Below are 21661 nucleotides of genomic sequence, written 5' to 3' on the forward strand. Positions count from 1 at the left end.
CGATGCGGCATGAATCGGATGCGTTTCCTCAGCCGGCGAGCCCCTTCTTGCGCAGCATCGCATCCGCGTCTGGCATCTTGCCGCGAAACGCGAGATAGGCGTCCTGTGGATCGATGCTTCCGCCCTTCGAAAGGATATTGTCGCGCAGCTTTGCCGCTGTTGCCGGATCGAAGACGTCGCCCGTTTCCTCGAAGGCGCTGAACGCATCCGCATCGAGAACTTCCGACCACATGTAGGAATAGTAGCCCGCCGAATAGCCGCCGGAAAACACATGCAGGAAATGCGGCGTGCGGTGACGCATGACGATAGCGTCCGGCAGGCCGATCTCGGCCAGCTTTTCGATCTCGAACGCGGCCGGATCCTCTGATGGATCGCCGGTGTGAAACGCCATGTCGACGATGGCCGAAGAGGTGTATTCCAGCGCAGCGAAGCCGGCGTTGAAATCGCGCGCCTCCAGCATCTTGTCGAGCAGTTGCTGCGGCATCGGCTCGCCGGTGTCAACGTGGACGGCGTATTCGCCGAGTATCAAGGGCGTCGTCAGCCAGTGTTCGAAAAGCTGGGAGGGCAGTTCGACGAAGTCGCGCGACACCGATGTGCCGGAAACGGACGGATAGTTGACGTCGGACAGCAGTCCGTGCAGCGCATGGCCGAATTCATGGAACAGCGTGCGCGCGTCATCCAGCGAGATCAGCGCGGGCCGGCCTTTCGGCGGCTTCGCGAAATTCATCACATTGTAGATGATTGGAATCTGCCCGCCATCGAGCCTGTGCTGGCTCTGGAAGGCGCTCATCCATGCGCCGGACCGCTTGCTGGAGCGCGCGAAATAGTCGGCGAGGAACAGGCCGATCAATGAATCCTTCGCGTCGCGGATTTCGAAGACCCGCACATCCGGGTGATAGGCGTCGATGTCGGGGCGCTCCACCTCATTTATTCCAAAAAGCCGGTGCGCGACATCGAAACAGGCGGCGATGATCTTTTCCAGCTGAAGATAGGGCTTGAGTTCGGCTTCTGAAAAATTGAAGTCGCGGTCCCTGATCTTTTCCGAGTAGAAGCGCCAGTCCCAGGGCGCAACCAGATGGTTTTTACCTTCCTCGGCGATCATGCCGGCGATTGCGTCTTCTTCCTTCCTCGCCCGTAACAGGGCCTTGTCCCAGACCTTCATCAAAAGTCCGTTCACCGCGTCCGGCGTCTTGGCCATGGTGTCGTCGAGCTTGAGGGCCGCGAAATTCTCGTAGCCGAGAAGCGCTGCCTTTTCTGCGCGCAACTCGAGAATCTTGCCGACGAGCGTGAAATTGTCTCGATCGGCGTTGTTCTCGCCACGAGAAATCCAGGCCGTAAAGGCTGATTCGCGCAGGTCGCGCCGTTCGGAAAAGGTCAGGAACGGCTCGATGATCGAACGCGACAGGGTAACGGCATAGCCCGAATCGAGCCCCTTTTCGGACGCGGCTTCCGCCATGGCGTCGCGCAGGAAGTCCGGCAGTCCCGCCAGATCGTCTTCGCCGTCGAGAGCCAAATACCAGTCTTTTTCGTCGCGCAGCACATTCTGACCGAATCGGGCCGACAGGCCCGCCAGTTCCTCGTCGATCGCAGCCAGTCGCTTCTGGTTCTCGTCATCAAGGTTCGCGCCGGACCGCACAAAGCCTTTCCAGTGCCGTTCCAGCACCCGCGTCTGTTCGGTGTCGAGACCGAGCGTCTCGCGCTTTTGCCAGAGATCGTCGATCCGGGAAAACAGTTTCCGGTTCATTGCGATCGCCGAATAGTGGCGGGACATGCGTGGCGCGATTTCGCGCTCCAGTTCCTGGATCACGTCGTTTGAACCCGTTCCCGCCCGGTTCCAGAACAGCGCGGAACAGCGCGATAGGTCTTTTCCGGCCAGTTCGAGCGCCGTCACCGTGTTGTCGAATGTCGGTGCGTCCGGATTGTCGGCAATCGCCTCGATTTCCGACATGTGGGATTTCAGCGCCGCGTCGAAACCGTCGGCGAAGTCGCTGTCCCCTATTTTCGAGAAGTCAGGGAGACCGTGCGGGCCATTCCAGTGGAAGAGGTGGTCGTTGACTCTCATGGACAATGCCTCGCTCGGGTTGGACTCCGGCGATGTAGGCAATGCCCGCATTAGATGCAAGGGCCGGATTACAATGTCTACACCGTCAACCCGGCCCGTCTTGTCCAATTCAGCGGTCGCGGGAGGCGAGCGTGCGCAGGCGCAGCGCGTTCAGCTTGATAAAGCCGGCGGCGTCTTTCTGGTCGTAGGCGCCCTGGTCGTCCTCGAACGTCACCAGCTGGTCGGAGTAGAGCGTTTTCGCCGATTCGCGGCCGGTGACGATGACATTGCCCTTGTAAAGCTTGAGGCGAACCTTGCCTTCGACGCTTTCCTGAGAAAGGTCGATGGCGGCCTGCAGCATGCTCCGCTCGGGCGAGAACCAGAATCCGTTGTAGATCAGCTCGGCGTAACGCGGCATCAGCTCGTCCTTCAGATGCGCTGCGCCGCGGTCGAGCGTGATCGATTCGATCGCCCGGTGCGCGGTAAGAAGGATTGTGCCTCCCGGCGTTTCGTAGACGCCGCGCGATTTCATGCCGACGAAGCGGTTCTCGACCAGGTCGAGGCGGCCGACGCCGTTGTCGCGGCCATAGTCATTGAGCCTGGCGAACAGCGTCGCGGGAGACAGTGTCTCGCCGTTGAGCGCAATCGGGTCGCCTCGGGAGAATTCGATCTCGATCTCGGTCGCCGTGTCCGGTGCTTCTTCCGGAGAGATGGTGCGTTGGTACACATAGGCCGGAGGCTCATCCCACGGGTCTTCAAGCACCTTTCCCTCGGATGAGGAGTGCAGCATGTTGGCGTCGACCGAGAAGGGCGCTTCGCCGCGTTTGTCCTTCGGGATCGGGATCTGGTATTTCTCCGCGAATTCGATCAGGTCGGTCCGCGACTTGAAGCTCCAGTCGCGCCACGGCGCGATGATCTTGATGTCGGGGTTCAGCGCATAGGCCGAGAGTTCGAAGCGCACCTGGTCGTTGCCCTTGCCGGTTGCGCCATGGGCGATCGCGTCGGCCCCGGTTTCTTCTGCGATCTCGATCAGGCGTTTCGAGATCAACGGCCGGGCGATGGATGTGCCGAGCAGATAGACGCCTTCATATACGGCGTTGGCGCGAAACATCGGAAACACGAAATCGGAGATGAACTCCTCGCGAACGTCCTCGATATAAATTTCGCGGATGCCCATCATCTCCGCCTTCTTGCGCGCGGGCTCCAGCTCGTCGCCCTGGCCGAGATCGGCGGTAAAGGTGACGACCTCCGCATTCATTTCCGTCTGGAGCCATTTCAGGATGATGGATGTGTCGAGGCCTCCCGAATAGGCGAGAACCACTTTCTTGACGTTTTTGAGAGCGCTCATGGTTTTCCGTATTTTTCCAACGTGTGGCGGCCCGAGGCCGCCCTTGCAAATTCGGCGGCACTTTAGTCCGAAAACTTCGCGTTACAAGTGGGCATTTGGCTGCTATTCAGCGCGCGATCGTTATCTGAATTGCGACGAAGCGTCTCGAACATGCCTTTTGTGCCCGATATTCCCGTTCTTCTGGCCTTTGCGCTCGCATCGGTGATCCTGGCGATCACGCCGGGGCCCGACATGACGCTGTTCCTCGGCCGGGCGCTCAGCGACGGACGCGCGGCTGGCATCGCCTGCATCGCCGGAACGCTGGCTGGCGTGTGCGTTCACACGCTTCTTGTGGCGCTCGGCATATCGGCGCTGGTCGTGGCCTCGCCCACCGCCTTTCTTCTGTTAAAGACCGGCGGCGCGGCCTATCTGTTCTGGCTGGCCGTGCAGGCGATCCGCTACGGGTCCACCTTCAGGACCGAGGCCGGCGATCCGAAGGAACGGACCTTCTTCCAGCACTGGCTGCACGGGCTCACCGTCAATCTGCTCAATCCGAAGATCATCATCTTCTTCATGACATTCCTGCCGCAATTCGTGTCCGCCGGCGATCCGCACATCACAGGCAAACTGATCTTTCTCGGCCTGATGTTCAACGTGATTTCGCTGCCGATCGTCGTCACCATGGTGCTGGTGGCGGACAGGCTTGCGGCATGGATGAAATCCAGCCGCCGCATCACCCGCATGATAGACTACGTCTTTGCAGGCGTGTTCTCGCTCTTTGCCGTCAGGATTCTTCTGACGGAGGGGCGGTAAATCAAATCTGCTCTTGTGGCGGTAGCCAGCTGCCGGCCCGGCTGCCGGCAAACAGCCAGTAGGTCAACCCGCCGATCATGCCTGAAACGGCGATCATCACGAGCGTATTGACCGATCTGTCGGTCGCGCCGGTCATGGCGGCGCCGGCGAAGGGCACGATCAGTGCGATAATACCGCCGGCGAGCGTATAAAACAGCCAGTCGCGTTTGCGGGTGATTTCGGCAAAGAGAATGACGGCCATCGCCGGAATGAAGGCGACATAGCCGGCGAAGGCGGCGGCCACCATGAACCCGACGATCAGGCCGATGCTCCACGGCGAATTGGCGAGGTGGCTGGCCTCCTGCGGCGTGATGACCTGCGTGAGAAAGCCCATGGCGACGGCCGACGCGATGGTCGCCAGAATGAAGCCGAGCGTGATCGCGCACAGCCGCAGGAAAAAGACCAGAAACCGGTCCAACTCAGGCCTCGCCGTGTCCGGCGATCATCATCGCTTCGAGCGCGAGCCGTTCCGATTTGCGCAAGCGTTCCGATTCCGATTTGAGCTGGCCGCAGGCGGCGAGGATATCGCGTCCGCGCGGCGTGCGAATAGGGGAGGCGTAGCCTGCGTGGTTGACGAAATCCGCGAATTTTTCGATCTGCTCCCAGGAGGAGCACTCGTACGCGCTTCCCGGCCACGGATTGAACGGAATGAGGTTGATCTTCGCCGGAACGCCCTTGAGCAGACGCACAAGCTCCTTTGCGTCGGCCATCGAATCGTTGACGCCCTTCAGCATGACGTATTCGAAGGTAATGCGTCGCGCATTGGAAAGCCCCTTGTAGTCGCGGCAGGCCTGCATCAGCTCCGCGAGAGGGTATTTCTTGTTGATCGGCACGAGTTCGTTGCGCAGGTCGTCGCGAACCGCATGCAGCGATATCGCCAGCATGACGCCGATTTCCTCGCCGGTGCGATAGATTTCCGGCACGACGCCGGAGGTCGAAAGCGTGATGCGCCTGCGCGACAGCGACAGGCCTTCATTGTCCGAGGCGATCAGCAGCGCTTTCTTCACGTTCTCGAAATTGTAGAGCGGCTCGCCCATGCCCATCATGACGATATTGGACACCTTGCGACCTTCTGCAGGCACGATGGCGCCGGCGGGCGTGTCCCGGGCGGGAAAATCACCGAGCCTGTCGCGGGCCAGAAGCAGTTGCGAGAGGATTTCTTCCGACGTCAGGTTGCGCACCAGCTTCTGGGTGCCCGTATGGCAGAACGAGCAGGTGAGCGTGCAGCCAACCTGTGAGGATATGCACAGCGTTCCCCTGCCTTCCTCGGGAATATAGACGGTCTCGATCTCGACGGGCCGCCCGGCGCCGCGCGGCGGAAAGCGCAACAGCCATTTGCGGGTGCCGTCGGCGGATATCTGTTCGTCCACGATTTCGGGCCGCGCAATGGTGAACCGCGATTTCAACGCTGCGCGAAGATCCTTCGAGACATTGTGCATGTCGTCGAAATCGCTGGCGCCGCGCACATAGAGCCAGTGCCACAGTTGCTGGGTGCGCATGCGCACCTGGCGTTCCTTCACCCCGGCGTCAGCAAGGGCCGCGCCGAGTTCCTCGCGCGACATGCCGATCAGCGATGGGCGGTTGTCATTGACATGCAAAGGCGTCGCTTGCGGCGACAACGAGTCGCGCTGGCCGGTATCTCTCAGGTCGATGGACAGGGGCATGAGCCGGATCTTTCAAAGGAAATCTGTGCGCTGCCCTCGGGGCGCGCAATTTCCCCCAAAATACGGTGTTTCGACGCCATATCAAGGCGCAGCCGTCAATTAAACGGCTGCAAAGCTGGTCAGACCGTACGCCTAGTTGCAGTTCTGGATCTCGCTGAGCGCTGCGGTAACGCCGGAAAGCGAAAACGTATAGGTCGTGTTGGTGCCGCGCTGCGACGTCGCCTTGACCGTCATGGACGAGCCGGCGCGCATGGCGGAGACGAGCGCCGGTTCTTCGGCGGCGTTCTCGACCCAGGCCGAATCGTCTTTGGAGAACATCGTGAAGCTACGGCCGTCCACGTTGACATCGACCTTGGATCCGTCCCTGAGCTGGTAGCCCATCATGGCCTGCGGTTCGTAGGAGATGTTCTGGCCGGGACGCTGCGACACCAGGAAGAATATGTCGCCATGATCCACGTTCGTCGGCTCCTTGCGGGTGGGAAGCGACAGGATGTAACAAACCTTGCCGTTCGCCGAATTGTAGGAATAGGCGCCCCAGGCATTGAATTGTTTTATGCGCGTCGGCGACTGGGCCGAGGCGACGCCTGTCACCGCAATGACGAGGATCAGAGCTGTCACGAACTTCTTCAAAACCATAATCAACCTACCGGACTGTTCTGCTTTCACGGGCACGGACTGCCTTGACCATGCTGGTTTGGCAACATTTTGTCTCAATTTGTGCAAATTTGGGTTACCAAACAGTCAACACTGTTTCGGATTTCGCTGATTTTGTACAATTCTGCAACCCTGCGGTTAGGCGGGCGATCAGCATATTCTCCAGTTCCGGGAGATTGCATCGGCCGCGAGCGGCCGATATTGCTCAGGACCGAGCCGTTTCCGTGTCTTCCAGCGCGCGGCGCGCAGCGGCGTAATGCGCCGGAGTAATATGTGTGCGGATCGCTGCGATCGCGGCGCCAAGCACTGCAATATCGTCGGTAAACCCAACAAACGCCAGGAAATCGGGCAATGTGTCCATGGGGAAGACGAAATAGGCGAGCGCGGCGAGCAGAACTCCACGCACCCGCGTTGGCGTGTTACTGTCGAGCGCGCAATAGTAGGCGGCTACAACGTCTTCCACAAATGGAAGCTGACGCGCAGCGCGTCTGAGGGTCGTCCAGAAGCCCTTGCGCACCTTGCGGTCGCGTTCGCGACGGGCGTCCTCGTCGCCAGGCTCCAGTATTTCTCCGATCTTGACCGTATCCATTGTCTCGTCTCTCGCGTCGGAACCAATATGGGACGTCAACGCGCAATGTTCAAATTCGTTGCGGCCGGCGACTATCCCTGGCCGGCGAAGCGATCCATCGCGCGCGCCAGGCGAAAATCGAATTCGGACAGACCGTCGCAGTCATGGGTGGTGAGCGTGACGTCAACGCGGTTGTAGACGTTGAACCATTCGGGATGGTGGTTCAGTTTCTCCGCCGCAAGCGCCGCGCGTGCCATGAACCCGAAGGCTTCGTTGAACGTCTTGAAACGGAACGTCTTTTCAATGGCCTTGCGATCGCTCCTCAGCGTCCAGCCCGCAATATCATTCATGCCGGTATCGATTGCGGCGGCGTCGAGAGCGGTGATCGGCATGCGATGCGCTTTCCTGCTTTCGGCTCAACGATACCCTTGCGCTGCGAAGCGATTCGCATCGGCGGAGACCGCCATATCACTGAACAGCGGATAGGCTTCCTCGGTCACATAGGGGCCGCCGCCGACCGAATTGCGCGAGGACATCAACACGAAGCGGGACACCGGAAACGGATCCGTCTGGAAATTTCCGCGTTCCGAAAGATATTTCACGACGTCGTCGACCCGGACGTTGCGCGTTCGCGCGACGGTGACATGCGGGGAGAACTTGCGCGGATCGGGCCGCAGACCCAGGCGCTGACAGATCCTTTCGAGTTCCGCCTGGAGGGCCATCAGGTCCGGAGACGGCGATACGCCAGCCCAGACCGAATGCGGCTTCTTGTTGCCGAAAGCGCCCATTCCCACCAGCGACAGGGTGAATTCCGGCCGGTGGACCCGGTCGAGGGCATGGACAAGTTCGTCCGCAACATGCCCTTCTATGTCGCCGATGAAACGCAGGGTGAGGTGGTAGTTTTCTACATCGATCCATCGAGCCCCGTACATGCCTCCGCGGAGAAGCGAGAGACTGAGAGCCGCCGATGGCGGAATTTCGAGGGCTATGAACAATCGCGGCATAAGAGCCTCCCCGAATCGTATGTGTATCTTCAACGAATCACGTGTCGGGCTCGAGAGCAAGCCCCTGAATGACATTCCAGTCGCTTTTCCGGTCACCAAAATCGATGAAAACGCCAGTGATTCGCATGACTTGGCGCTATTTTTCGTTGACTGAGCCGACTTCAAGGCGCTCCAGGAGTTGCTGCGCATAGGGCAGAAAACGGGTCACCATGATGTCGACTCCTTCCGCATTGGGGTGCATGCCGTCGCCAATATCGAGGCCTTTCTCGGCGGCGACGCCGTCGAGAAAGAACGGGTAGAGGATCAGATCGTATTTTTCCGCCAAGTCCGGGTATATGCCGTTGAAGAGATCCGCATAGGCGTCTCCCATGTTGGGCGGCGCGAGCATGCCGACAAGCAGAACCTCGACCCCGCGACCCTTGAGCGCGGCAATCATGGCGTCGAGATTCTCCCGTGTTTTTTCCGGACTGATGCCGCGAAGCGCGTCATTCGCGCCAAGTTCCAGTATCACCGCGTCAGCGTCGTCCGGGACGGACCAGTCGAGGCGCGAGAGCCCGCCGCTGGACGTGTCGCCGGAAACCCCGGCGTTGGCGATCGTCACCTCGTTGCCCGTGGCGACAAGCGCGTCCTCCAGCTTGACCGGAAACGCGTCCGCCGGCGCCAGCTGGTAACCCGCCATCAGGCTGTCGCCGAAGCCGACAATGTTCACCGGCTCCGCCCGGGCGGCCATGCTTAAGGTTGCAACCAACGCGCCCGCGGCAAGTAAAATCCGTGCGACAGCTTTAATTTTCATCCCGAGGTCCCTAAATCCCTTTGCAGTCCGAACCGAAATCTGTCTTTCCGCCCAATATAGTGAGCCTGCGACGTGACGACACCCATCATCGAGCTGAAAAAGGCAGATCTTACTCTGGGCGACGGGGCGTCGTCCGTGCATGTCCTCAAAAGTATGGCGCTTCAGGTGATGCCCGGCGAGTCCGTTGGCATTGTCGGTCCGTCGGGTTCCGGCAAGTCGACCTTGCTGATGGTGCTGGCGGGGCTGGAGCGCATCGATTCCGGCGAGATTGTCGTCGCTGGCCAGCCGATCCACGCCATGAGCGAGGACCAGGTCGCCGATTTTCGCGGTCGCAATATCGGCATCGTATTCCAGTCGTTTCACCTCATTCCCAACATGACAGCGCTTGAAAACGTCGCCGTGCCGCTGGAACTCGCCGGTCGCGCGGACGCCTTCGACATTGCGCGCGCGGAGCTCGCCTCCGTCGGCCTCGCCGAACGCCTGACGCACTATCCGGGCGAACTTTCCGGGGGAGAACAGCAAAGGGTGGCGATCGCCCGCGCGCTTGCGCCGTCTCCCGCCATGCTGATCGCGGATGAGCCGACCGGCAATCTCGACACGGAAACCGGACGCCAGATCGCCGATTTGCTTTTCTCGAAGCAGAGCGAGAGAAACATGACCCTGCTTCTGGTCACTCATGATCCGGTTCTGGCCGAGCGTTGCTCGCGTCAGGTCCGTGTGCGGTCCGGCGAGATTATCGATCACGGCCAGTCCGACGCGATCCGGGCGGCGATGGCGTGACGCCGCCTCCGGCCAAATCCTTCCTGACGAGCCTGCGCCTGGCGTTTCGCCTCGCGTTGCGGGAGATGCGCGGCGGTTTGTCCGGATTCTATATTTTCATCGCTTGCATCGCCCTCGGAACCGCCGCCATCGCCGGCGTCAATTCCATTTCGCAGTCGATAACGGCCGCCATCAACGAAGAGGGCCGCACCATCCTCGGCGGCGATATCCGATTCGAACTGCAGAACCGGCCGGCGTCTGAGGATGAGCAGACCCATCTGGCGCAACTGGGCGCGATGACGTCGACAGCAGGCCTGCGCTCCATGGCCAGGCTTCCCGACGGCTCCGACCAGACGCTTGTCGAGGTCAAGGCGGTCGAGGCGAACTATCCCCTTTATGGCGCTCTCGAAACCACGCCGCAGCTTTCCAGCACTGACCTCTTCGATCAGGTTGACGGGTATTACGGCGTCGCCGTCGCGCCGTTGCTGCTCGACCGTCTGGGACTTGCCAGGGGCGACCAGTTGCTGCTTGGCAACGCCGCCTTCGACATCCGCGCTGTGATCGATCTGGAGCCGGACGCCTTTTCGGACGGCTTCGGTTTCGCGCCACGGCTGATGCTCTCGCAAGACGGCCTCGACGCGGCGGGCCTGATCCGCACCGGCAGTCTCGTGGAATATGGCTACAAGATCAGTCTCGGCGACGCCGCAACCGAAGCCGACATCGAAGCTGTGCGCATCGCGACGGAAAGCGCCTTTCCCGAAGCCGGATGGTCTGTGCGCAGTCGCAGTAACGCAGCGCCCTCCCTGACGGCGAATATTGTCCGCTTTTCCCAGTTTCTGACGCTGGTGGGCCTGACCGCTCTGATCGTCGGCGGCGTTGGCGTCGCAAACGCCGTGCGGGCTTATCTCGACGCCAAGCGGGGCGTGATCGCGACGTTCAAATGTCTTGGCGCTTCGGGCGAGTTCGTTTTTTCAGTCTACCTCATACAAATGCTGATGGTGGCCTCGATCGGCATCGTGATCGGACTGGTGCTTGGCGCGCTCATGCCGATCGCCGCGCAGGCGTTCCTCTCCGGCATACTTCCCGTATCGTCGGATGTGACGCTCTATCCCGGCGCGCTGCTTCTGGCCGCGCTCTTTGGGGTCATGACAGCGCTCGCCTTCGCGCTTTTGCCGCTTGGCCGCGCGCGCAACGTTCCGGCAACTGCGCTTTTCCGCGAGCAGGGCTTCGACGCATCCGGATTGCCGGCTCGCCGTTATATTATCGCCGCCCTTCTGCTGGTACTGATGATCGCAGGCCTTGCGATCTACACGTCCTATGACCGCTTCATAGCCACGGTCTTCATGGGCGGCATCGTCTTCGCCTTCATTCTACTGCGTCTGGTTTCGACGCTGATCGAGATGCTGGCGCGAAGGGCGCCGAGCGTTCGCTCGACCCCGTTACGGCTGGCGATCGGCAATATCCACCGTCCCGGCGCGCTAACGCCTTCCGTCGTCCTGTCGCTCGGCCTCGGTCTTGCGCTGCTGGTCACGCTGGCGCTGATTGACGGCAATCTGCGCCGCGAAATCAGCGGCGCGCTGCCCGAACAGGCGCCGAATTTCTTCTTTGTCGATATTCAGAGTTCGGAAGTCGAGGCATTCACGACGCTCGTCGAGCAGGAAGCGCCGGGGGGCAGCCTCTCGAAGGTGCCGATGCTGCGCGGACGCATCGTCGCATTCAATGGCGTCGACGTGCGCGAGATGGAAGTGCCGCCGGGCGGGGAATGGGTGTTGCGGGGCGACCGCGGAGTCACCTATTCCGATACGGTGCCGGAAAACTCGGTGCTGACGGCCGGCGAGTGGTGGCCGGAGAATTACAGCGGCGAACCGCTGGTCTCCTTTTCAGCAGAAGAGGCCGGAGAACTGGGCGTCGGCGTTGGCGACGCCGTGACTGTCAACGTCCTTGGGCGGAACATTACGGCGCGGATTGCAAGCCTGCGTGAACTGGAATGGGAATCGCTGTCCATCAATTTCGTGATGGTCTTTTCGCCCAACACCTTCGCCGGCGCGCCGCATGCCTGGCTGGCGACACTCAACGATCCTGAGGCGGCGCCCGCCGACGAGAGCCGTATCTTGCGCGCCGTCACCAACGCCTTCCCGACCGTTACTTCTGTTCGGGTCAAGGACGCGCTTGATGTGATCAACCGGTTGATGGGGCAACTCGCCGCCGCCATCCGCGCCGCCGCCGGCGTCGCGCTCATCACGTCGGTGCTGGTGCTTGCCGGCGCGCTGGCGGCCGGCAACAGGGCGCGCGCGCATGACGCCGTCGTTCTCAAGACGCTGGGCGCCACGCGGCGCACGCTGATCAGGGCGTTTTCCTACGAATACATGCTGATCGGGCTCGCAACGGCGATTTTCGCGCTCGTCGCCGGCGGCATAGCCGCCTGGTTCATCGTCGCCCGCATCATGACCCTGCGTTCGGAATTCTTGCCGGATGTGGCTGTCGCCACGATCGTGATCGCGCTGGTCCTGACGGTCGGGATCGGCCTCATCGGCACATGGCGGGTGCTCGGACAGAAGGCGGCGCCGGTGCTACGCAATCTTTGACGGCTGATAATGCTTGCGTCGCAGGTATTTACCGGCTGTTTGCGATAGCGATGAAAGAATCGTGATTTTGCCGCTCGGGCCTTGTAGTTGGGCGGCGGATTCATCATATTGCTGAGAACTGTGCCCTTTTCCGAGGAGGAGCAAGGGCATTTCTTCATGTCACACAGCTATTATGAGGTAGATATGGCGGATCTTCGGAATTACCAGGCGCGCGGAGCCCACGCCGGTGCGCAGACTGGCGCTGCGATCGATGAGGGCCTTCGGTCCTATATGCTTCGCGTTTACAACCTGATGGCGTTGGGCCTGGCGATAACCGGCGTTGCGGCGTATGGCGCCTTCACCATGGCCGTGCAGGACGGCCAGCTTACCCAGTTCGGCCATTTGTTGTTTGCAAGCCCGCTGAAATGGGTCGTCATTCTTGCGCCGCTCGGCATGGTGTTTTTCCTGAGTTTCAGAATTCACAAAATGAGCGTAAGCGCCGCGCAGACGACCTTCTGGGTCTATGCAGCGCTGGTAGGCCTGTCGCTGGCGTCGATCTTCCTGATCTACACCGGCCAGAGCATCGTCCGGACGTTCTTCATTACGGCCGCATCCTTCGGCGCATTGTCTCTCTACGGATACACGACGAAACGCGATATGTCCGGAATGGGGTCGTTCCTGTTCATGGGCGTCATCGGCATCGTCATCGCCATGCTGGTCAATCTCTTCCTGCAGTCGAGCGCTCTTCAGTTCGCCATTTCCGTAATTGGCGTGCTGGTCTTCGCGGGTCTGACGGCCTACGACACACAGCAGATCAAACAAATGTACTACGAGGGCGATGGTTCGGAAGTCGCCGGCCGCAAGGCCATTATGGGCGCGCTGCGTCTGTATCTGGACTTCCTGAACATGTTCCTGTTCCTGCTTCAGCTTTTCGGAAACCGGAACTGAACCAGTTGGACTTATCAGCGAAAGGCGGTCTTCGGACCGCCTTTTTTGCGCCCGATCCCAATCCAGACAATCGACAAAAATGGATATTTCAGTCCGTCAGGTCGCGCCCCGGGACCTTGAGCGCATAACCGAAATCTACCGCGAATCCGTATTGAACGGTGTCGCCACCTACGAATTGACGCCGCCTGACTTTCAGGAAATGCAGGCCCGCTACACGGGGCTCGTCGAAAGCGGATTCCCCTATCTCGTTGCCGAAACGCCCACTGGGGAACTGGCCGGCTACGCCTACGCCGGACCCTATCGAACCCGCCCGGCCTATCGCTGGACGGTCGAGGATTCAATTTATCTGCCGCCGCAATCGCGCGGCAAGGGCGTCGGCAAGGCGCTTCTTGCGGCCCTGGTCGAGCGCTCTGCCGATCTTGGTTTTCGTCAGATGATCGCCGTCATCGGCGGCGCATCGCCGGCTTCTGTCGCATTGCACCGCGCACTCGGCTTCCAGCTGACCGGCGCCATGAAAGCCACCGGGTTCAAGCATGGCCGTTGGCTCGACACCACCATCATGCAATTGCCGCTCGGAGAGGGTCAGTCAACCGACCCTGACGCGAACGCCTATCCGGGGACGCTGTTCCGGGAAGTGTAACCTTTTGCGACCGGTATGATCGCTTAGCCGCGCACCAGTCGCGGCGCCTTGTCGAAGACCTTCAGAACCTGTGCGATCTCGTGTCCGCGCTTGAGGATCAGGCCGCTTGCCGCCGTCACCGAATAGGCGCCCTGCTTGCGGGCCAGTTTCGGGTTCTTCTCGATCCTGAAAAGCGGCACTTCGCTGGTGCGGCGAAAAACGGAAAAGACGGCGCGGTCCTTCAGATGGTCGATGGCGTAGTCGCGCCATTCGCCTTCCGCGACCATGCGTGAATAGACCCTCAAAATGGCGTCTAGTTCCCTGCGGTGAAAGGTAACGGGAATGGTTTCCTTCGATTTCCGGAAGTCTTTCAGATTGACGATCTGAGACTGGTTTTCCGCCTGATCCGGATTGGACGCCATTGTCACCCCGCTCTTGCCCTGCCCAATGCGATCGAATGCATCGGACAAACTCATCGCGCCAGTTTGCCAAAAACGCCGTCAAATGCAAGTCACGGGAAATCCGGGTCGGAAAGCCGGCGTTTCAGCTCGGTGAATCCGTTACGATGGAAGCGCCGATGATCGGGCCGGGGACTGTCGCTGACTTCATCTTCTGAACGAGAATCGCGCATCCGCCGTAGCGTTCGTGATCCATCACCGTCATCGGTAGAACAAGCTCCATGGCCTTGCCGTCCCACATACCCACGGTCTGGGCGTCGCGCACCGAGTGCCAGTAGGTGATCTTGCGGCCGCGATTCTCGCCACGCCCCACGTCCACGGTGTTCTGCTCGTCGAAATAGACAATAATGATATCGGCCTTGCCGCGACCGTCTCCGATATGGATATTCAGCCGGTCGCCTTCCCTGACCGCCGTCACCGGCACTGTCAGGCCCTTCCCGTTGTCATCAAGCGTGTCGAGCGTGCGATTGATGCCGGATAGGTCGGCGCCGTTCATGTGATCGCGTCCGTTCAGCACCGCCTGGGGGGTGTAGACGCTTTTTCGACCGAGCGTTCTGGCGTAGTCATACTGACGCTCTGTGCTTTCGGCGCTGCTCAACGTGTCCTTCCAGCCGAGATAGTTCCAGTAGTCGACATGATAGCTCAAAGCCACAACATCGCCCTGTTCGACCAGTTTTCCCAGCGCCGCGTCGGCAGGTGGACAGGAAGAGCATCCCTGGCTGGTAAACAGCTCGACAACGCCTTTCGGCCGCCCGTCTCCGGCTGCAGCCGGCAACGCGGCAAGCACGGCGGCGCAGGCAAGCGCCACTAGTATCTGCATCAACTTCATCGCAACACGCCTTATGATCCAGTCTTTATGAGAAGGATCGCCGCTGTTCGCAGCCATTAATTTGTAGACGCCAGCTATTACAAGATAAAGTCACGTTGCGGTGAGACGGTTTCGGACGGCGCGCAATTGACCGTGAGCTGGAGTTGAAGTAGTCAGCGAGACGTTCGGCGATGGCGTCGCCGTTACCGTGCTTTCCCCATTTGCATCCTGTACGCCCGGATCGTCATGCCGGCCGCATCGGCGCGTCCGGAAAGGAGCCTCGCATGGATATCGCAGATCGCCCGGATTTTTTCACGAGACAGGATGGAGAAAAGGCGACCCTGCCTTTCTCACACGAAGAATATCGCCGTCGTCAGGCGGCGCTGCGCGCCGTCATGGAAGAGCTGGACATCCCGGCTGTTCTTCTGACCTCGATGCACAACATCGCCTATTATTCAGGCTTTCTGTATTGCAGCTTCGGGCGTCCTTATGGCTGCGTCGTCACGGCGGATGATTGCGTCACGATTTCCGCCAATATCGACGGCAGCCAGCCCTGGCGTCGCTCGACCGACGGAAATATCATCTACACCGACTGGCGGCGCGAAAATTTCTGGCGCGCGGTCCTGTCGACCTTGCCGGGCGTTGGCCGCCTCGGCGTCGAGGCCGACCACCTGACGCTCGCCATGCGCGAAAAGCTCGCGGGTTTTCTCGATGATCCAGAACTGGTCGATATCGCGCACGACACAATGCGGTTGCGCATGGTGAAATCAGGCGAGGAAATCGCTCTCATCCGGGAAGGCGCGCGGATCGCCGATCTCGGTGGTCAGGCGGTGTTCGACGCGATCAGGCCCGGCGTGCGGGAAATCGACGTCGCCATGGCCGGTCGCGACGCCATGGAGGCCGAGATCGCCCGGTCGCATCCCGACAGCGAACTGCGCGACACCTGGGTATGGTTCCAGTCGGGGCTCAATACTGACGGCGCCCACAATCCCGTCACCACAAGGACCCTCGAGCCGGGGGACATCCTGAGTCTCAACTGCTTTCCGATGATTTCCGGCTATTATACTGCACTGGAGCGAACCCTGTTTCTCGGCGAGCCGGATCCCGCCTCGCTGCGGCTTTGGGAGATCAACGTCGCGGCGCATGAATTCGGCCTGTCGCTCATTAGGCCGGGCGCGACCTGTTCCTGTATCTGCGCCGAACTCAACCGGTTCCTCGCAGACCATGACGCGCTTCAATACCGGTCGTTCGGCTACGGCCATTCATTCGGTATACTCTCGCATTATTACGGGCGCGAGGCGGGTCTGGAGCTGCGCGAAGACATCGACACGGTTCTGGAGCCCGGTATGGTGGTCTCGATGGAGCCGATGCTGTGGGCGCCGCAGGCTATGCCCGGCGCGGGCGGCTATCGCGAGCACGACATACTTGTCGTATACGAGGATGGCGCCGAGAACATAACCAAATTTCCTTACGGGCCGGGCAGCAATATTATTCCCGTCTGAAAGATACTGACATTGCCCGTTGTCGCTGCTAGGACAAGATGGTTGGCATTCAGGGGTCGTTCCGGAGGAAGGCAATGCGCAGGCTGGCGGCTGTTATCGGATTTGGCCTAATCCTCGCATCATGCGGCGAGGACGACAGCCGCACCGGAGACATCGAGCCGCAGGCGCGCGGGCTGAAAACCTGCGAGGTCTCGGAAAGCGAGACAAATACAGTCCGCCGTTATCCGAGCGTTTTGCAGCCATCCTCGATCACATCGCTTTCCTTCGAGATTTCAGGAAAACTCGAGCAGGTGAATCTCGACGTCGGCCAGACCGTCAGCAAAGACGAGGTGCTTGCGCGTATAGATCCCAGGTCGCTGCAGACACAGGTCGACAATGCGCGCGCCGCGCTGAACCAGGCCGAAGTGAAAACGAAAAACGCCAGGGAAGATTACGAGCGCAAGGCAAAGCTGCTGGAACAGGGCGTATCGACAAAGGCGCAAACAGATGAGGCGCAGACCAACTGGAAGTCCAACGAGGCGCAGGAGGAACAGGCGCGCAAGCAACTCGAAAACGCCGAACAGGATCTCGACCGGGCTGACCTCAAGGCGCCCTTCGACGGCATTATCGGATCGGTGGACATGCAGTCCTACACCAATGTGACCGCCGGTTCGCCGGTGCTCACGCTCTATGCGGACGATGAATTCGAATCGGCTTTCACGGTCAGCTTCGACACCGTTCATCAGCTTGCAGTCGGCAAGCCGGCTAATGTCCGCCTCGCTGACGATCCTTCCGTTGTGCTTGCCGCCCACGTCAGCGAACTCGGATCACGGGCCGACACCGTTTCATCATTCCCGGTGGTGGTGAAGCTCGATGAAACAAACCCGCTGCTGAAGTCCGGCATGGCGGTCGAGATTGCGCTGGAATTCACGGTTCCGAGCGGTTCCGGATTCACCATGCCGTTGACGATCATTCCCATGGGCAGCGATCTGAGCGCGCCCAAAAGCACGGCAGAAGGCGACTTCGGCAATGCGTTCGTTTATGACCCCGAGACCGAAACCGTAAAAAGCCGGTCTATCAGGATTGGAGGATTGCGCGACAACCAGTTGATCGTCATCGACGGGCTGGAGCCGGGAGACCTGGTCGCCTGCGCCGGCGTGTCCTTCCTCCGGGACGGCATGAAGGTCCGGTTGCTGAGCGACGCGCAATAGCGGGGAAAGGCGATGGATTTCCTCACCCGTTTCGGAATTTCCAGTTCGCGCATGACCGTGCTCATCATGCTGGCGCTGCTCGTTCAGGGCGTCGTGCTCTACGGCGGCATGCCGAAGCGGGAAAACCCGGCGATCACCATACGCAGCGCGTTGATCACCGCCTCGTTTCCCGGCATGTCCCCGGAGCGGATGGAAAACCTCATCGTCAAGCCGATTGAGCGCAAGATGCGCGAGATCGGCGAGATCGAGGATATCAATTCCTTGATATTGACCGGCAGCACGGTGGTGACGGTGACGATTTACGACGCGGTTCCCCGAACCGAACTCGACCGCATCTTCCAGGAGGTTCGCAACAAGATCGAGGACGTCAAGAACGACCTGCCGACGGGAACCGAAGGGCCGTTCGTCAATACCGACTATGGCGACGTCGCCATCGCCACCGTCGCTGTCACCGGCGAAGGCTTTTCCTACGAAGACATCCGGGAGTCCGCAGACGACCTTCGCGAGTATCTCTATACCGTGGACGGCATATCCAAGGTCTCTCTTTACGGGGTTCAGGAGCAGCGGATCTGGCTGGAGATCAATCCCCGCAAGCTTGCCTCTGTCGGGGTGCAGTTGAACCAGGTAATATCGGACCTGCAGGCCCAGAACGTTATTCTGCCGGCAGGACAAATCGACGCCGACGGCGTTAATCTGATACTCGAGGCCAATGGCGATCTGAAATCCGTCGAGGAGATCGGCGACCTCCTGACGAAGGTGGAGGGTCTTTCGGGCTATGTGCGGCTGAAGGATCTGATGGATGTCCGGCGCGGCTATGAGGACCCCGTCGACAAGCCGGTTTATTTCAACAGCGAGCCGGCGATCATCGTCTCCGTGGAAATGAACGATACGGAAGACATCCAGAAGATCGGCAAGGCGCTGGAGGTTGCGGTTGCGGATTTCGAACAGACCCAGCCGATCGGAATCTCCTACCGGTTCTCCACCTTCCAGGAAACCAATGTCACACAGGCGATAAACAACGCGTTGTTCAACGTGCTGCAGACGTTCGTTGTCGTCGTGGTCGTCCTGCTGGTCTTCCTCGGTCTCAGGACGGCCTTCATCATCGCCTGCATTGTGCCCTTCACGGTGATGTTCGCGCTGGTCGGAATGAATATTCTCGGCATAGACCTTCAGCAGATTTCGATTGCGGCGGTGATCATCTCGCTTGGGCTGCTTGTCGACAACGGGCTGGTGGTGGTGGAAGACATCCAGAACCGCATCCGGGCCGGCGAGGAGCCGCAAGCCGCGGCGATCGGGTCCGGTCGCCAGTTTTTCATCCCGCTTGCCGTCGCCTCCATCACGACGGTGTCTGCCTTTATCCCGATGCTGATCCTCGACGGCGTCGAGGGCGAATTCGCCTTTTCGCTTGGCGCAGTCGTGGGAGTCATGCTGGCCGGATCGTGGATAACCGCCCTCTATATCCTGCCGCCGCTGTGCGTGTGGTTCGCCAGGCGCAGCACGTCGGACGCGCCGCCTGAACCCAATCTTTTGGTGCGCGTCTATGGGGCGATGGTGTCGCGCAGCCTGCCGCTGGCGCCCTTCATCATGCTCGCATGCTATGTTGTGGTGGTTCTCGCCGCCGGCGCGTTTTCCTCCATCAAGAAGGAAATGTTCCCGCTCTCCGAGCGCGCCGAATATATGATCTACCTCGACATGCCCAAGGGCACGGCGATTTCGGCGACACAGGCGGAAGCGCTCGCCGTCGAGAAATGGTTGCTCGACAGCGAAGAGAACCCGGAAGTGCTGAACACCACCATCTTCGTCGGCGATGGCGGCCCGCGTTTTTATCTTGCGCTGTCGCCAGCCGACACGGATCCCTCGTCGGCGTTCATTCTGGTCAATACGCAGTCCTACCAGGGCGCGGTCACAGCGGCGGCGCGCGCGTCCGATTATCTCTACGCAAACCATCCGGCCGCGCGTTTCAAGATCAAGCGGCTGTCCATGGGCGGTGGGGAATCCGGCATCGTGGAGATAGACATCTCAGGGCCGGGCGCTGAAAAACTGCTCTATCTCGCAGACGAGGTTGAACAGGCCTTCGCTGACGTTCCCGATATCGTCCAGAACGAAAACGACTGGGGTAACAAGTCGCTCAAGGTGGTCATAGACGTCTCCCAGAGCAAGGCGCGGGAACTCGGCATCTCGTCGAAGGAAATCTCGGATCTCATGGATACGTTCTATTCCGGGACGGCCTATTCCACCTATCGCGAAGGCGACCAGTCGATCCCCATCGTTCTGCGCGCCGTACAGGGTTTCCGCAGCAGCCTTGAGGATCTGGCGACGCTCGCCATTCCGGCCGACGGACGCCTCATCTCGCTCGATCAGGTGGCCACCTTTGATCCGCAACTGGAGTTCTCGCAGATGCGGCGCGAGAACCAGGTCCGCATGATCAAGGTCTCCGGCAAGAGCGATACGCTGTCAGCCGGCGAAGTTGTCGAGTTGCTGCGTCCGACGCTGGACAATCTTGATCTGGCCGGAGGCTATACGGTGGAAATCGGCGGCGAGACGGAAAACAGCGCCGAGGTCAACGCGCTGCTTGCCGCCGGAATGCCGCCGGCGATTGTCGTGATGCTGATCGCGCTCATGTTCCAGTTCAATTCCGCGCGCCGGGTGGCGCTGACCTTCATGACCGTTCCGCTGATCATCATCGGCTCGCCGCTGGCTCTGTTGTTGACCGGAGAACCGCTGAGTTTCTTCGCCATACTGGGCATGATCTCGCTTGCCGGCATCATCATCAACAACGCCATCGTGCTGATCGACCAGATCGATATCGAGCGCCGGACGCTGGAATTGCGCGAAGCTGTTGTCGAGGCGTCGAAGAAGCGTGTCACGCCGATCCTGCTCACGTCGCTGACGACGATTTTCGGCCTGATGCCCATGGCGATCGCCGGCGGGGCGCTGTTCGAACCGATGGCGACGCTGATGATCGGTGGTCTTGCCGTCGCCTCGCTGCTTACGCTGTTCTTCGTTCCCGGAGGCTATTATCTGCTCTTTGGAGGCGTTCGGCTTTGGCGGAAGCAACCGGCAGCCGAACCGGCGTAACGTCCCGTTCCGCCCGCTCGGCCATGCGGACATTGAGCGGGCTGATGCCGAATTCGCGCTGAAAGGCCCGGCTGAAAGCCTCGCCGCTTTTGTATCCGAGCTGGCGCGCGACCAGGTGTACGCGCTGGCCTTGCGCCATCCGCCGGTGGGCGATTGTCAACCGCCAGCGCCGGACGTAGGCTTGTGGCGTTTCGCCGACCAGGCGCGTGAAGTGTTCGCAGAACCGGCTAAGCGACATGCCGGCTTCCTCCGCAAGGTCGCTATTGCTCCAGGATCGGCCCGGATCTTCATGGACGGCCACGAGGGCGCGGCTGATTTTCGGATCGGACAATCCTGCGAGCATGCCGGCTGAACTGCAGCCGCGCTCGATCGCATTGCGCAGAAGCTGGATGATCAGGATTTCGCACAGGCGGTTCAGCACCTGTCCCGAGCCGCACCTTTGGGCGTCTGCTTCAAAGACGACCATTTGAAGCAGCCTACGCGTTTCGTCGGATTCGCCGGCGGGAAAGTCGAAACCAGGCGCCAGTGACGCGAAGACCGGATTGGATCGCCCGGCCCAGTTGATCTGCGCCGCGAACAGCCGCTTCGCAGGCTCAATGCGGCTTGGTTCGCCTTCGGTCATCAACTCCGCGCCTTCCGGCAGGCCGTCGTTCCCGTAGATCACAAGATTGCCGTCGCCTGGCCCGGCGATCCGGGCGCTTACGGCCAAATGTTCCACCAGCGCCGAAAGCCTGTCGAATTTATGCATACCGATATTCCGGATTCTTAATCATAATTTTGAGAAAAACCTGACAGAAAAATCTGTTATGTCAATCCCGAAGGGAGACTCATC

At 60.4% G+C, this 21661-nt stretch carries 20 protein-coding genes; 8 read left to right on the plus strand and 12 right to left on the minus strand.

Annotated features, from left to right (window positions below; all coding sequences use genetic code 11):
- Nucleotides 1-28 precede the first annotated feature (28 nt).
- Both K1W69_RS15045 and K1W69_RS15050 read right to left on the minus strand, forming a co-directional pair.
- Nucleotides 29-2062, minus strand: a complete 2034-nt coding sequence (locus K1W69_RS15045; protein ID WP_220229127.1) for a M3 family metallopeptidase — start codon at nt 2060-2062, stop codon at nt 29-31.
- A 109-nt stretch (nt 2063-2171) separates the two neighbouring features.
- Nucleotides 2172-3389 (minus strand): argininosuccinate synthase, encoded by a 1218-nt coding sequence (locus K1W69_RS15050; RefSeq protein ID WP_220229128.1) that lies wholly within the window; start codon nt 3387-3389, stop codon nt 2172-2174.
- Between the two features lie 150 nt (nt 3390-3539).
- Here K1W69_RS15050 and K1W69_RS15055 point away from each other — a divergent pair, with 150 nt between their 5' ends.
- Nucleotides 3540-4181 carry a LysE family translocator gene (locus tag K1W69_RS15055; protein WP_220229129.1) on the plus strand — a complete coding sequence of 214 codons (642 nt, stop codon included), beginning with the start codon at nt 3540-3542 and terminating at the stop codon, nt 4179-4181.
- 1 nt (nt 4182) lies between these two features.
- Here the strand turns inward: K1W69_RS15055 and K1W69_RS15060 are convergent, their stop codons facing one another.
- The 7 genes from K1W69_RS15060 to K1W69_RS15090 form a co-directional block, all read right to left on the minus strand.
- The gene (locus K1W69_RS15060; protein ID WP_220229130.1) at nt 4183-4638 is read right to left on the minus strand and encodes a hypothetical protein; all 456 of its coding nucleotides are present in this window, start codon (nt 4636-4638) and stop codon (nt 4183-4185) included.
- Nucleotide 4639: 1 nt separating this feature from the next.
- Complete coding sequence (rlmN, locus tag K1W69_RS15065) at nt 4640-5884, minus strand: dual-specificity RNA methyltransferase RlmN (RefSeq protein WP_220229131.1); 1245 nt, start codon at nt 5882-5884, stop codon at nt 4640-4642.
- 132 nt (nt 5885-6016) lie between these two features.
- On the minus strand, nt 6017-6520 hold the full coding sequence (locus tag K1W69_RS15070) for an invasion associated locus B family protein (RefSeq protein WP_220229132.1): 504 nt from the start codon (nt 6518-6520) through the stop codon (nt 6017-6019).
- A 223-nt stretch (nt 6521-6743) separates the two neighbouring features.
- Entirely contained in the window at nt 6744-7127 is a 384-nt protein-coding gene (locus K1W69_RS15075; protein WP_220229133.1) for a YkvA family protein, read from the minus strand.
- A gap of 71 nt (nt 7128-7198) precedes the next feature.
- Nucleotides 7199-7498, minus strand: coding sequence for a 4a-hydroxytetrahydrobiopterin dehydratase (locus K1W69_RS15080; protein ID WP_220229134.1), 300 nt, complete (start codon nt 7496-7498; stop codon nt 7199-7201).
- 24 nt (nt 7499-7522) lie between these two features.
- Nucleotides 7523-8110, minus strand: a complete 588-nt coding sequence (gene thpR / locus K1W69_RS15085) for an RNA 2',3'-cyclic phosphodiesterase (protein WP_220229135.1) — start codon at nt 8108-8110, stop codon at nt 7523-7525.
- Nucleotides 8111-8246: 136 nt separating this feature from the next.
- The gene (locus K1W69_RS15090) at nt 8247-8903 is read right to left on the minus strand and encodes an arylesterase (protein ID WP_220229136.1); all 657 of its coding nucleotides are present in this window, start codon (nt 8901-8903) and stop codon (nt 8247-8249) included.
- A 72-nt stretch (nt 8904-8975) separates the two neighbouring features.
- On the opposite strand from K1W69_RS15090, the gene K1W69_RS15095 reads away from it, so the two are divergent.
- The 4 genes from K1W69_RS15095 (at nt 8976) to K1W69_RS15110 (ending at nt 13814) form a co-directional block, all read left to right on the plus strand.
- Nucleotides 8976-9683 (plus strand): ABC transporter ATP-binding protein, encoded by a 708-nt coding sequence (locus K1W69_RS15095; RefSeq protein ID WP_220229137.1) that lies wholly within the window; start codon nt 8976-8978, stop codon nt 9681-9683.
- A 65-nt stretch (nt 9684-9748) separates the two neighbouring features.
- The gene (locus K1W69_RS15100; protein ID WP_220229374.1) at nt 9749-12247 is read left to right on the plus strand and encodes an ABC transporter permease; all 2499 of its coding nucleotides are present in this window, start codon (nt 9749-9751) and stop codon (nt 12245-12247) included.
- A gap of 183 nt (nt 12248-12430) precedes the next feature.
- The gene (locus tag K1W69_RS15105) at nt 12431-13174 is read left to right on the plus strand and encodes a Bax inhibitor-1/YccA family protein (protein WP_220229138.1); all 744 of its coding nucleotides are present in this window, start codon (nt 12431-12433) and stop codon (nt 13172-13174) included.
- Between the two features lie 79 nt (nt 13175-13253).
- Nucleotides 13254-13814, plus strand: coding sequence for a GNAT family N-acetyltransferase (locus tag K1W69_RS15110; RefSeq protein ID WP_220229139.1), 561 nt, complete (start codon nt 13254-13256; stop codon nt 13812-13814).
- A 23-nt stretch (nt 13815-13837) separates the two neighbouring features.
- On the opposite strand, the gene K1W69_RS15115 is transcribed toward K1W69_RS15110, so the two are convergent.
- Nucleotides 13838-14215: a DUF2794 domain-containing protein gene (locus tag K1W69_RS15115; RefSeq protein WP_220229375.1), complete on the minus strand. Its 378-nt coding sequence runs from the start codon at nt 14213-14215 to the stop codon at nt 13838-13840.
- Nucleotides 14216-14336: 121 nt separating this feature from the next.
- The gene (locus K1W69_RS15120) at nt 14337-15071 is read right to left on the minus strand and encodes a DUF1223 domain-containing protein (protein ID WP_220229140.1); all 735 of its coding nucleotides are present in this window, start codon (nt 15069-15071) and stop codon (nt 14337-14339) included.
- Nucleotides 15072-15343: 272 nt separating this feature from the next.
- On the opposite strand from K1W69_RS15120, the gene K1W69_RS15125 reads away from it, so the two are divergent.
- From K1W69_RS15125 to K1W69_RS15135, 3 genes are all read left to right on the plus strand, one after another.
- On the plus strand, nt 15344-16561 hold the full coding sequence (locus K1W69_RS15125; RefSeq protein ID WP_220229141.1) for an aminopeptidase P family protein: 1218 nt from the start codon (nt 15344-15346) through the stop codon (nt 16559-16561).
- Between the two features lie 74 nt (nt 16562-16635).
- Nucleotides 16636-17751: an efflux RND transporter periplasmic adaptor subunit gene (locus K1W69_RS15130; protein ID WP_220229142.1), complete on the plus strand. Its 1116-nt coding sequence runs from the start codon at nt 16636-16638 to the stop codon at nt 17749-17751.
- A 12-nt stretch (nt 17752-17763) separates the two neighbouring features.
- Nucleotides 17764-20829 (plus strand): efflux RND transporter permease subunit, encoded by a 3066-nt coding sequence (locus K1W69_RS15135; protein ID WP_220229143.1) that lies wholly within the window; start codon nt 17764-17766, stop codon nt 20827-20829.
- Here the strand turns inward: K1W69_RS15135 and K1W69_RS15140 are convergent.
- Entirely contained in the window at nt 20741-21577 is an 837-nt protein-coding gene (locus K1W69_RS15140; protein ID WP_220229144.1) for a helix-turn-helix transcriptional regulator, read from the minus strand. The two genes, K1W69_RS15135 and K1W69_RS15140, sit on opposite strands and share 89 nt — an antisense overlap.
- Nucleotides 21578-21661: the final 84 nt, after the last annotated feature.

The sequence above is a fragment of the Flavimaribacter sediminis genome (assembly GCF_019492055.1).
Classification (GTDB): domain Bacteria; phylum Pseudomonadota; class Alphaproteobacteria; order Rhizobiales; family Rhizobiaceae; genus Flavimaribacter; species Flavimaribacter sediminis.